Source organism: Pseudomonas sp. UBA5568 (assembly GCF_002425525.1).
In the GTDB taxonomy this organism is placed as follows: domain Bacteria; phylum Pseudomonadota; class Gammaproteobacteria; order Pseudomonadales; family Pseudomonadaceae; genus Aquipseudomonas; species Aquipseudomonas fulva.
This window is the reverse complement of record NZ_DIMK01000015.1, coordinates 47,498-59,543: the sequence shown is the minus strand read 5'-3', so window position 1 is coordinate 59,543 and position 12,046 is coordinate 47,498. Positions and strand designations below refer to the sequence as shown.

Below are 12,046 nucleotides of genomic sequence, written 5' to 3'. Positions count from 1 at the left end.
GCCTGTCGGCGTGGCCCCCGCTGCCCCCGTGCGCGACGGCCAGCAGCCGGCCAAGGTTTTTGCCGTGCCCGAGAACGGGCTGCGCATCACCGGCCGCGCCATCGCCCAGCCGCCGCTGGCGCCGAAAAAGGCGTTCACCGATAGCGATTCGTTCATCGCCACCATGCTGCCGATGGCCGAACAGGCTGCCAAGCGCATCGGCATCGACCCGCGCTACCTGGTCGCCCAGGCTGCGCTGGAAACCGGTTGGGGCAAGTCGGTCATGCGCAACAGCGACGGCAGCAGCAGCCACAACCTGTTCGGCATCAAGGCCACCGGCAACTGGCAGGGCGAACAGGCCAGGGCCATCACCAGCGAATTCCGCGACGGCCAGTTCGTCAAGGAAACCGCCCAGTTCCGCAGCTACGACTCCTACCAGGACAGCTTCCACGACCTGGTGAGCCTGTTGCAGAACAATTCGCGCTATCAAGAAGCGGTCAAGTCGGCCGATAACCCTGAGCAGTTTGCACGCGAGTTGCAAAAGGCCGGTTACGCGACCGACCCGGGCTATGCGAAGAAAATCATCAGCATCGCCCAGCAAATGCAGAAGACACCGCAATACGCCATGGCTGGCAGCACCACGAACCTTTAAAAGGACTACATCATGTCGAGCCTGATTTCGATCGGCCTGAGTGGCTTGAGTGCCAGCCAGGCGCACCTGTCGGTCACCAGTAACAACATCGCCAATGCGGCCACCAGCGGCTATTCGCGCCAGCAGGCCATGCAAGTGGCCGGCGCTTCGCAGTACATGGGCGCAGGTTTTCTGGGCAGTGGGACCACACTGGCGGACGTGCGCCGTATCTACAGTGCCTACCTCGACAATCAGTTGCAGACGGCGACCTCCCTGCAAGCCGATTCCACGGCATTCCAGGACCAGATCACCGGCATCGACAAATTGCTGGCTGACCGGGACACCGGCATCAGCTCGGTGCTCACGGCCTTCTTCTCGGCCCTGCAGACGGCGGCAGCCAAACCGGGCGATGTGGCTTCGCGGCAATTGCTGTTGACCCAGGCGCAGACCCTGAGCAACCGTTTCAACGCCGTCAGCACCCAACTGACACAGCAGAACGATGTGATCAACTCCCAGCTCGATACATTGGCGGGGCAGGTCAACAAGCTCACCACCAGCATCGCCGAATATAACAAGCAGATCGTGGCCGCCAGCGGCACCGGCAGCACGCCCAACAACCTGCTCGACGCCCGCAGCGAGGCCGTTCGCCAGTTGAACGAACTGGTGGGCGTGACCGTTCAGGAGCGTGAAGGCAACTACGATGTGATCCTGGGTAGCGGCCAGTCGCTGGTGACCGGGAGCAGGGCCAACCCGCTGTCGGTTCAGCCGGGGGTGGCTGACAAGAGCCAGGCGACCTTGCGCATCAACTACGAGTCGTTCAGCTCGGACGTAACCTCGGTGGCCACCGGCGGCACCATCGGTGGCCTGTTGCGCTACCGTCAGGACGTGTTGACGCCGTCGATGAACGAGCTGGGCCGCGTGGCGCTGGTCGTCGCCGACAGCATCAACAGCCAGCTGGGCCAGGGCCTGGACGCCAATGGCCAGTTCGGCAGCTCGCTGTTCTCCAGCATCAACAGCGCCAGTGCCATCGCCCAGCGCAGCCTGGCCTCGTCGAACAACAGCGCAGGTTCGGGCAACCTCGATGTCACCATTGCCAACAGCGGCGCCCTGAGCACCTACGACTACGAAGTGAAGTTCACCAGCGGCAATCAGTACAGCGTGCGCCGTTCCGACGGCACCGACATGGGCTCGTTCGACCTCAATGCCGACCCTGCGCCGGTCATCGATGGCTTCAGCCTGTCCCTCAAGGGCGGTGCGCTGGCCGCCGGCGACAGCTTCAAAGTAATTCCTACCCGTTCAGCCGCCACCGGTATTGCCACGGTGCTCACCGATGCCAACAAGCTGGCGTTCGCCGGCCCTGTTAGCGCTGCTGTTGGCAGCGGCAACAGCGGCACCGGCACCATCACCCAACCCAACCTTGGGCAAGCGCTGGATATCTACGGCGGTGCCGACACAGCCCTGACGCAGCAGGCGATCAAGGACGCCATGCCGGTGCGCGTGGTGTTCGACGCAGCCAGCGGTGGGTCCCAGGGCTACAAGCTGTTCGATGCCAAGGGCGCACAGATCGGCACCGGGACCGTGGTGCCGGGCCAGGACAACAAGCTCTCGCTGTCCATACCGATGCGTGATGCATCGGGCAACCCGATTCTCGACCCCAGCGGCAATCCGCGCACCTTTGCGCTGGAGACCACCCTGGGTGGCAGCCCGGCGACCAACGACAGCTTTACCTTGTCGTTCAATGTCGATGGCAAGGCCGATAACCGCAATGCCACCGCGCTGCTGGGCCTGCAGACCAAGTCCACGGTGAACACTGGCTCCGGCGGCGGCACCAGCTTTACCTCCGCCTATGCCTCCCTGGTCGAGCGGGTGGGCGCCAAAGCCAGCCAGGCCAGCATCGATACCACGGCAACCCAGGCCGTGCTCAAGTCGGCCAGTGAAAGCCGCAGCGCCGTGTCCGGTGTCAACCTGGATGACGAGGCGGCCAACCTGGTCAAGTTCCAACACTATTACACGGCGTCGTCGCAGATCATCAAGGCGGCGCAAGAAACCTTCAGCACCTTGATCAACGCCTTGTAAGGAGAAGCGACCGTGCGTATTTCCACTGCCCAGTTCTACGAATCCAGCGCCAACAGCTACTCGAAGAACTTCTCCGCCATGAACAAGACCAACGATCAAGTCACCTCCGGCGTGCGTATCCAGACCGCTGCCGACGACCCTGTCGGCGCGGCGCGCCTGCTGCTGCTGCAACAGCAGCAATCGCTGCTGGACCAGTACAGCGGCAACATCAACACCGTCAGCAACGCCTTGCTGCAGGAGGAGAGCGTGCTCTCCACCATCAACGATGCGATGCAGCGCGCCAGCGAACTGGCGATCCGCGCCGGTGGTGCGGGCGTGACCGATGCTGACCGGGTATCGATCAGCACCGAGCTCAAGGAGATCGAGGCCAACATCTTCGGTTTGCTCAATTCCCGCGATGCCAATGGCGACTACATGTTCGGCGGCTCCAAGAGCACCACGCCGCCTTACGTGCGTAATTCCGACGGGACCTACAGCTACCATGGCGACCAGACCCAGTTGAGCCTGCAGGTGTCGGACACGTTGAACCTGGCGACCAACGACACCGGTTTCAGTATTTTCGATTCGGCCAAGAACAAGAGCCGCACCGAGTCGAGCCTGCTGGTGCCTGCCGTCGATGATGGCGTGGTCGGTGTATCGCCTGGGTTGCTGAAATCCAGCAATACCTACAACGAAAGCTTCGCGGCGGGCCAGCCCTACAAGCTCACGTTCACCAGCGCCAATCAATACATGATCACCGATGTCAACGGTAACGACATCACGTCTGAAACCCCGACCAATGGCCACTTCGACAGCAAGACCGAAGGGGCCAACCGCATTGCCCTGCGCGGTGTGGAGTTCGAGGTCACCGTGACCTTGGAGGAGGGCGCCGATGCCGATGCGGCGGTGGGTGGTCGCGAGTTTTCCCTGACCACCCGTGCCGATTCGTTCACGACCACCCGCGGCGCCGGCAACCCCTCGACCGCCCAGATTACGGGCAGCACCGTGACCGATCCGGCTGCGTACCGCAGCACGTTCCCCAATGGCGGAGCGGTGATCAAATTCACCGGCCCCGGCAGTTACGAGTTCTACGCCCAGCCGTTGACCGCGGACAGCAAGCCGGTTGGCACGGGGACGTTCACTGCGCCTGACCTGACGGTGGCAGGGGTTACCTATCAGGTCAGTGGTTCGCCCGAAGCCGGTGATCAGTTCGCGGTGACTGCCAATACCCATCAGAACCAGAACGTGCTGGAGACCATCAGCCAGCTACGTGCGGCGCTGGACACGCCGGTTACCGGCGCCAATGTTGCCAATGGTCTCAAGGATGCGGTGGCCTCGGCTATCGCCAACCTGGCCAGTGCGCGCGAGCAGGTCGACATCACCCGCGGCTCGATTGGCGCTCGTGGCAGCTCGCTGGAAATCCAGCGGCAGGAAAACACCAGCCTGGGGGTTGCCAACAAGACCACGCAGAACGCGATCGGCAACACGGACATGTCGCAGGCGGCCATTACCCTGACCCTGCAACAGGCCATGCTGGAGGCTTCTCAGCTGGCGTTCTCGCGCATCTCGCAGTTGAGCCTGTTCAACAAGCTTTGATCTGAAGCGCGTGTACCCAGCAGGACCTGAGGGTCCTGCTGGGCGCTTTCGATCGCGTCCTAGCGCCTATGGCTGAGCGTTCCCAGCGTTGTCGGCCAGTGAGACGTACCCGCCTAGATGACCCGTCGGCCACGTCCTGATCTGGCGCGTTCTGGCCGTCTGTCCCTGACTTTCGTTGCATTTCAATGTGACCAATGAGTCAAAACGGTCATCTTCCCTGTATTCTATGCAGCAGCTGTTGCAGCATTTTGTTACCGGTGCGCAGGCAGGCGCTGCTTTATCCCCTCCCCAGGCGGTGACGCTCCGGTTTTTGGCGCCCTCAATTGATCGAGTGGTGGTCTTTGGCTGTTTTCATTGGGAAGCCAGAATGATTGGCATCAAGAGTATCGCGAGTTACGTGCCCACCGCTGGCCTGGACAACTACGTCCAGGGTGCGAAGTTCGGCAAGGACGAAGAGTTCATGTTCGGCAAGATCGGTGCGTCCTTCCTACCACGCAAGGCCCCGGAGCAGGAAACCTCCGACCTGTGCGTGGAGGCCGCCCGGGCACTGTTCGCCAACAACCCCGACCTCGATCCGCAGTCGATCGACGCGTTGATCGTGGTGACCCAGAATGGCGATGAAGAGGGCCTGCCGCACACGGCCGCTATCGTCCAGAGCAAGCTCGGGTTGTCTACCCGCGTGGCAGCGTTCGATATCTCCTTGGGCTGCTCGGGGTATGTGTATGGGCTGTACGCGATCAAGGGCTTCATGGAGGCGGCGGGCCTGAAGAACGGGCTGCTGATCACCGCCGACCCGTACTCGAAGATCGTCGACCCGGAAGATCGCAATACCACCATGCTGTTCGGCGATGCGGCCACGGCTACCTGGATGGCCGATGGCGCCATCTGGAAGCTGGGCGAGGCGCGATTTGGCACCGATGGTTCGGGCGCCGAGCACCTGAAGGTGTCCGATGGCACGTTCTTCATGAATGGCCGGCAGGTCTTCAACTTCGCCTTGGTCAAGGTACCGGCTCACTTGCACGAGCTGCTCGATGCCAGTGGGTTGCAGTCGTCGGACATTGATGCGTTCTGCATCCACCAGGGCAGTGCGGCGATTGTCGATGCGGTAGCTCGCCGGTTCGAGGAGCATCACCCGGAGAAATTCGTGAAAGACATGCTGGAGACGGGCAATACCGTGTCGTCCAGCGTGCCATTGCTGCTGCAGAAGCACATGCTCGACGGTAGCTGGAAGCGAGTGGCGGTGAGTGGGTTCGGGGTAGGGTTGTCCTGGGCTTCGGCGATTCTTTATCGCGATTGATGCGCGCGCGGTGGGGTAGGGGTATTCCGCCATTGTTCGGACTGACCCCTGTGCTTTATGGGTTGGGTCCAAATTTGAGGGCCGCAAAGCGGCCCCGATATTTCCTGGCGCGAAGCTGCATACTTTAAACCCTCGCCATCTCATCTTCAGCCTCCAGTTCGCCAAGTCATCCCTCGACTCGCTCCAGACGCCACTATCTCCTCATACCTCCCCAACCCGCTTTTTGACGCCAAAATTCCGCGCTTAACCCCTTGATTTTCCAGGGCTGGCCGCATGCCAGCATTTTTTTTTGCAAAAACCCCTCAAGCAACCGGGCTATCCGACGATAACCATTACGAAGGTTCTCTAGGCCAATCCGGCGGTTGCCAAGGCCGGAAGCCGCAGCACCCATACAACGAGGATTTCGTCATGGCTTTAACTGTAAACACCAACATTGCTTCGGTTACTACCCAAGTAAACCTGAACAAGGCTAGCACCGCTCAGACTACTTCCATGCAGCGTCTGTCCTCGGGTCTGCGTATCAACAGCGCAAAAGACGACGCTGCCGGCCTGCAGATCGCCAACCGTCTGACCAGCCAGATCAACGGCCTGGGCCAGGCTGTGAAGAACGCCAACGACGGTATCTCCATCGCGCAGACCGCTGAAGGCGCCATGCAGGCTTCGACCGACATCCTGCAAAAGATGCGTACCCTGGCACTGTCTTCGGCCACTGGCTCGCTGAGCGCTGACGACCGTAAGTCGAACAACGACGAATACCAGGCTCTGACCGCTGAGCTGAACCGTATTTCCGACACCACCACCTTCGGTGGCCAGAAGCTGCTGGACGGCTCGTATGGCACCAAGGCCATTCAGGTCGGCGCCAATGCCAACGAAACCATCAACGTGGCCCTGGACAACGTCTCGGCCAAGAGCATTGGTTCGCAGCAGGTCAAGTCGAGCTCCATCACCCCGTCCGCAAGCGGCGTGGCTGCAGGTCAGCTGACCGTAACTGGTAATGGCCAGACCAAAGACATCAGCTACGATGCGGGCTCTTCGGCCAAGGACATCGCTGCCAAGCTCAACGGTTCGATCGGTGGCCTGACCGCCAGCGCCAGCACTGAAGTAAAACTGACCGTCGCAAGCGGCGCAGCTGCAACTCCGGCCAACTTCGATCTGAAAGTTGGCAGCAGCACCGTCAGCTTCATCGGCGTTACTGACACTGCCAGCCTGGCCGACCAGCTCAAATCTAACGCTGCCAAGTTGGGCATCAGCGTCAACTATGACGAGTCGACCAAGAGCCTCGAAGTCAAGTCCGATACCGGTGAGAACCTCAGCTTCACGTCCAAGGCGGGCGCGGATGCGATCTCTGTGGGTGCCAAGAACGGTAAGGGTGATTACGCTGCATTGACCGCGCTGTCGGCAACTGCTAACGACAAGGCTGTAGTGACGGGTCAGATCTCCTTGGACTCGGCCAAAGGCTACTCCGTTGCTGACGCGGGTGGTACAACCGGTGCGAGCCAGTTGTTCGGTGCGACTTCGGTCTCCTCGACCAAAACCACCATCGCCGACACCGACGTAACCGCAGCCGTCAACGCCCAGAACGCTCTGGCGGTGATCGACAAGGCCATCGGTTCGATCGACAGCGTGCGTTCGGGCCTGGGTGCTACCCAGAACCGTCTGCAAACCACCGTTGACAACCTGCAGAACATCCAGAAGAACTCCACCGCTGCCCGTTCGACCGTGCAGGACGTGGACTTCGCTTCGGAAACTGCCGAGCTGACCAAGCAGCAGACCCTGCAACAGGCTTCCACCGCGATCCTGTCCCAGGCCAACCAGCTGCCTTCCTCGGTCCTGAAACTGCTCCAGTAATTCAGGCGCCTGAGTAAAAGGTGAAAGGGCGCGTTTACGTGCCCTTTTGCCGTTTTATACATGAGGAGTTCGGAGCATGGACATCAGTGTCAAGCTGAACCAGGTGTATCCTTCGGTCGTGCCTGCGTCGCCTGTCGTGGACAAGGAGGCCAAGACCCCTGCCAAAGTGCAGGAAGCCGCCGCGCCTGACGGTCAGCCGCACACGCGCGAAGACCTGGAAAAGGCTGTCGGTGATATTCGCGAATTCGTACAGTCCAGCCAACGTCAGCTGGATTTTTCCATCGATGATTCGACCGGGCAGGTGGTGGTCAAGGTCATCGCCACCGACTCAGGCGAAGTCATCCGCCAGTTGCCTTCCGAGACGGCGCTCAAGTTGGCGCAAAGCCTCAGCGAAGCTGGCAGCCTGTTGTTCGAAGGCCGCGCTTAGGCTGGCATGTTTTTTGTTGTTGGTGGGTCTTTCAAGGATTTATTCGCCAAGGATCCGGCAGCTACCGTTCAAGGAGAGCAATGATGGCAGGTACAACAGTCAGTGGGATTGGCTCGGGCATCGACACCCAGGCGATCGTGGATTCGCTGGTTGCCGCGCAAAAAGCGCCCAAGCAGTCGCAGATCAACACCCAGACGCTGAAGGCAACCACCACGTTGTCCTCGATCGGCAAGATTCAGGCTGCGCTGGATGCTTTCCGGGGCGCGCTGACCAACATGACCGATACCAACAGTTTCGGCGGGCTGAGCCTCAAGTCTTCGGATGAAAAGGTGGCCACCGTGACGATGGGGGCAGGGGCCGCCAATGGCACGTTCAAGCTCATCGTCGACAAGCTGGCGACCGCTTCCAAGGTATCGAGCAAGACTTACGCAGACGGGGCGGGCTCGGTCATCAACCGTGGGCCGGGCGCAACCACGCTTACCATGACCCAGAATGGCAAGGCGCACGACCTGAGCATTCCGGCCGGCGCCACGCTGCAGCAAGTGCGTGACAGCATCAACAGCCAATTCGGCCCTGCAGGCCTGAGTGCCAACGTGCTGACCGATGCCACCGGCTCGCGACTGATCATCACCTCGACCAAGATGGGCGAAGGGTCTGATATCACCCTGTCTGGCAACTCAGGTATCGAGGATGGTTACACGGTGGTCGATAAGCCGACCGATGCCGAATATACCCTGGACGGCATTGCCATGAAGTCCAAGACCAATGACATCACCGATGCGGTGAGTGGTCTGAACATCAAGCTGATAGGGCCGTCGGTAAAAAACGCGTCAGGGGAAACGCCGGCCACCATCTTGTCGCTATCGACCAGCAGCAGTGCCCTGAAGTCAGGGCTCAAGGGCTTCATCGATACATACAACGCGTTGCTCAAGGTCGTCAATGCCGAGACCAAGGTGACCAAGAACGCCGACGGTACCATGACGGCTGCTGCGCTGACGGGGGATGCCTCCATGCGTGCACTGATGACGTCGATCCGTGAAGAACTCAACGCGGCCTCAGGCAGCGGCACCTTCAAGGCCCTGGCAGCCTTTGGCGTCACCTCGGCCCAGGATGGCGGTGCGCTGAGCCTGGATGACAAGAAGTGGGACAAGATTGCCAGCACGAACGCAGCGGACCTGACCAGCCTCTTCAATGGCAAGGACGGGATGCTGGCACGCCTGCAGAAGGTCACTGAACCTTTTGCCAAGGCCTCCACCGGCACCTTGGCCGAACGGTCCAAGACCTTGAGCGAAAGCCTGACCAAGCTCAAGGCTGAGCAGGATTCGCTGGATGTTCGCATGGAAGCCCTGAAAAAGAGCCTGCAGGACAAGTACAACAACATGGACACGCTGGTGACCCAGTTGCGTCAGCAGCAAAGCTCGGTGCTCAGCACGCTCAATGCGCTGAACAAGAAGAGTGATGATTAACGCCATGCGCCACGCCTGAAGCCTGGCGCCTGGCCAGGTTTCCTGCAAAGCCTTGTAAAGTTCTGCGGGTTCTGCCCGATACAGTAAGTATCCACCTTCCAACGCATCCCCGTAATGAGGTCGCAAGATGAATCCCATGAGAGCCCTTCGTCAGTACCAGAAGGTCAATTCCCATGCCCAGATTTCCGAAGCCACGCCACACCGTCTGGTGCAGATGCTGATGGAAGGGGCGCTCGATCGCATGGCCCAGGCCAAGGGCGCGATGGCGCGTGGGGACATTGCCGAGAAAGGCCTCATGCTGGGCAAGGCAATCGACATCATCATCGGCCTGCGCGATGGGCTGGTGCCGGAAAAAAGCGAGAACCCTGAGTACGTCGAAAACCTCGACGCACTCTACGTGTACATGACCAACCGCCTGATGCAGGCCAACGTTGAAAACGACGCTCGCATCATTGATGAAGTCGCCCAGCTGATGATCACCGTGAAGAGCGGTTGGGATGGCATTGCCGATATCCAGCCGGCCGATTGACGGCAAGGAGTTAACCATGACTGCACTGCAACGGCTCGACGACACCTGCGATGCGCTGCTTGGCGCTCTGGGCGAACGAGATTGGGATACCATCGCCAAGCTGGACGTGGCGTGTCGCACGTGTATAGACGAGGTGCTTGAAGCGCACGCCTACGACGAAGGGCTACTGCGGGTTAAGCTCGAGGGCGTCATGGATGTCTACCGTAGCCTCATCGAAGTGACAACCGGCGAACGCCAGGCGATTGCCGATGAGATGATGCAGATCAACCAAGCGAAGAATGCTTCAAAGGTTTATCATTTGTTCAGTTAAGATGCCTGTAACTGAACAAAAGGCGCCATAAATTTGACTGTGCGACCCTTTTTGACTTAACTAGTGCCTGTTCTCGTATTCCAGACGTCCGAACACTGACCATTCAGTCGGAATGATGTCGAGCACGCCTTCGGGCGCCGATATGACTAGGGAAGTTGCTATTGCATGTGGCGTGAAACCAAGATTCTCCTGATCGATGACGACAGCACCCGCCGCCGCGATCTGGCGGTGGTGCTCAACTTCCTGGGCGAAGAAAACCTGTCCTGCGCCAGCCATGACTGGCAGCAAGCGGTCGAGCCCCTGTCTTCGAGTCGCGAAGTGCTTTGCGTGCTCATCGGCGCCGTTAGCACGCCCGGCACGCTGCTTGGGTTGCTTAAGACAGTGCTTTCATGGGATGAGTTCCTTCCAATCTTGTTTTTAGGTGATATTTCTTCGGGCGAGCTGCCTGAGGACCTGCGCCGTCGCGTGCTGTCGAACCTGGAAATGCCGCCGAGCTACAGCCAACTGCTCGATTCCCTGCACCGTGCGCAGGTATATCGCGAAATGTACGACCAAGCCCGTGAGCGCGGTCGCCAGCGTGAGCCGAACCTGTTCCGCAGTTTGGTCGGTACCAGCCGTGCCATCCAGCACGTGCGCCAGATGATGCAGCAAGTGGCCGACACCGATGCCAGCGTGTTGATCCTGGGCGAATCCGGTACCGGCAAAGAGGTGGTGGCGCGCAACCTTCATTACCACTCCAAGCGCCGCGAAGCGCCCTTCGTACCTGTGAACTGCGGAGCGATACCGGCCGAGTTGCTGGAAAGTGAGCTGTTCGGGCATGAGAAGGGGGCGTTCACCGGGGCCATCACCAGCCGCGCCGGCCGCTTCGAGCTGGCCAACGGCGGCACCCTGTTCCTCGATGAAATCGGCGACATGCCGTTGCCCATGCAGGTCAAGCTGTTGCGCGTACTGCAGGAACGGACGTTCGAACGGGTCGGTAGCAACAAGACCCAGAGCATCGACGTGCGCATCATCGCGGCCACCCACAAAAACCTCGAGCACATGATCGAGGTGGGCACGTTCCGTGAAGACCTCTATTACCGTCTCAATGTCTTCCCGATCGAAATGGCGCCGCTGCGCGAACGCGTCGAAGACATACCGCTGCTGATGAATGAGCTGATCTCGCGGATGGAGCATGAAAAGCGCGGCTCCATCCGATTCAATTCCGCCTCGATCATGTCGTTGTGTCGGCATGGCTGGCCCGGCAACGTCCGCGAGCTTGCCAACCTGGTCGAGCGCATGGCGATCATGCACCCCTACGGCGTAATCGGTGTATCGGAGCTTCCGAAAAAATTCCGCTACATCGATGACGAAGACGAGCAAATGGTCGACAGCTTGCGCAGCGACCTTGAGGAGCGCGTGGCAATCAACGGTCATACGCCGAACTTCAGCAACCCTGCCATGCTGCCTCCCGAGGGGCTGGACCTGAAGGACTACCTTGGCAGTCTTGAGCAAGGCTTGATCCAGCAGGCTTTGGACGATGCCAATGGTATCGTCGCCCGTGCCGCCGAACGTCTGCGTATCCGGCGCACCACGTTGGTCGAGAAAATGCGCAAGTACGGCATGAGCCGTCAAGGTGGCGAGGATCAGGTCGAGGAGTGATGCATCCTGCATCCTCCTCAATCCAGCCTCAGGACCCAGTGAGGCGCCCCTTGTCCCGCGCTTTTCAAATTCTGTCCACTGAAGCAGAGCTGCATTTGTACCCTCGGACCGGTTGAAGGCCCTGTGGGTGCCAGGCTCGCGGCCGCCAAAGCAGACTTTTCTCCGACTCACTTAACCGGCCGCCCATGAGCATCGCCTTGGGAGCGGTCAGGTGTTTTTCGCTGTCAGCGTGGACGCGCACCGTGGCGAAACCGGCATGTCTTTTGC

The 12,046-nt window shown here is 60.2% G+C and carries 10 protein-coding genes; all 10 read left to right on the top strand.

Annotated features, from left to right (window positions below):
- Window positions 1-631 (top strand): flagellar assembly peptidoglycan hydrolase FlgJ (gene flgJ / locus B2S33_RS04885; RefSeq protein ID WP_288649986.1); only part of this gene is annotated, 631 nt, incomplete at its 5' end.
- Window positions 632-643: 12 nt separating this feature from the next.
- Window positions 644-2,686 (top strand): flagellar hook-associated protein FlgK, encoded by a 2,043-nt coding sequence (gene flgK / locus B2S33_RS04880; RefSeq protein WP_049695618.1) that lies wholly within the window; start codon window positions 644-646, stop codon window positions 2,684-2,686.
- Between the two features lie 12 nt (window positions 2,687-2,698).
- Entirely contained in the window at window positions 2,699-4,261 is a 1,563-nt protein-coding gene (locus tag B2S33_RS04875; protein WP_288649985.1) for a flagellar hook-associated protein 3, read from the top strand.
- 367 nt (window positions 4,262-4,628) lie between these two features.
- Window positions 4,629-5,558 (top strand): ketoacyl-ACP synthase III, encoded by a 930-nt coding sequence (locus B2S33_RS04870; RefSeq protein ID WP_023533948.1) that lies wholly within the window; start codon window positions 4,629-4,631, stop codon window positions 5,556-5,558.
- A 408-nt stretch (window positions 5,559-5,966) separates the two neighbouring features.
- Window positions 5,967-7,406, top strand: coding sequence for a flagellin (locus tag B2S33_RS04865; protein ID WP_028688014.1), 1,440 nt, complete (start codon window positions 5,967-5,969; stop codon window positions 7,404-7,406).
- A 76-nt stretch (window positions 7,407-7,482) separates the two neighbouring features.
- Window positions 7,483-7,833: a flagellar protein FlaG gene (locus B2S33_RS04860; RefSeq protein ID WP_028688013.1), complete on the top strand. Its 351-nt coding sequence runs from the start codon at window positions 7,483-7,485 to the stop codon at window positions 7,831-7,833.
- Window positions 7,834-7,916: 83 nt separating this feature from the next.
- Entirely contained in the window at window positions 7,917-9,299 is a 1,383-nt protein-coding gene (fliD, locus tag B2S33_RS04855; RefSeq protein ID WP_280076763.1) for a flagellar filament capping protein FliD, read from the top strand.
- A gap of 127 nt (window positions 9,300-9,426) precedes the next feature.
- Window positions 9,427-9,828, top strand: a complete 402-nt coding sequence (gene fliS / locus B2S33_RS04850) for a flagellar export chaperone FliS (protein WP_028688011.1) — start codon at window positions 9,427-9,429, stop codon at window positions 9,826-9,828.
- Between the two features lie 16 nt (window positions 9,829-9,844).
- The gene (locus B2S33_RS04845) at window positions 9,845-10,138 is read left to right on the top strand and encodes a hypothetical protein (protein ID WP_033737224.1); all 294 of its coding nucleotides are present in this window, start codon (window positions 9,845-9,847) and stop codon (window positions 10,136-10,138) included.
- Window positions 10,139-10,303: 165 nt separating this feature from the next.
- Window positions 10,304-11,779, top strand: a complete 1,476-nt coding sequence (gene fleQ, locus B2S33_RS04840; RefSeq protein WP_028688009.1) for a transcriptional regulator FleQ — start codon at window positions 10,304-10,306, stop codon at window positions 11,777-11,779.
- The last annotated feature ends 267 nt before the right edge of the window (window positions 11,780-12,046 follow it).

What these genes read in the sequence shown, in the direction of transcription:
- flgK (WP_049695618.1), top strand. Translation starts at nt 644, where the DNA reads ATGTCGAGCCTGATTTCGATCGGCCTGAGTGGCTTGAGTGCCAGCCAG.
- B2S33_RS04870 (WP_023533948.1), top strand. Translation starts at nt 4,629, where the DNA reads ATGATTGGCATCAAGAGTATCGCGAGTTACGTGCCCACCGCTGGCCTG.
- B2S33_RS04865 (WP_028688014.1), top strand. Translation starts at nt 5,967, where the DNA reads ATGGCTTTAACTGTAAACACCAACATTGCTTCGGTTACTACCCAAGTA.
- B2S33_RS04860 (WP_028688013.1), top strand. Translation starts at nt 7,483, where the DNA reads ATGGACATCAGTGTCAAGCTGAACCAGGTGTATCCTTCGGTCGTGCCT.
- fliD (WP_280076763.1), top strand. Translation starts at nt 7,917, where the DNA reads ATGGCAGGTACAACAGTCAGTGGGATTGGCTCGGGCATCGACACCCAG.
- fliS (WP_028688011.1), top strand. Translation starts at nt 9,427, where the DNA reads ATGAATCCCATGAGAGCCCTTCGTCAGTACCAGAAGGTCAATTCCCAT.
- B2S33_RS04845 (WP_033737224.1), top strand. Translation starts at nt 9,845, where the DNA reads ATGACTGCACTGCAACGGCTCGACGACACCTGCGATGCGCTGCTTGGC.
- fleQ (WP_028688009.1), top strand. Translation starts at nt 10,304, where the DNA reads ATGTGGCGTGAAACCAAGATTCTCCTGATCGATGACGACAGCACCCGC.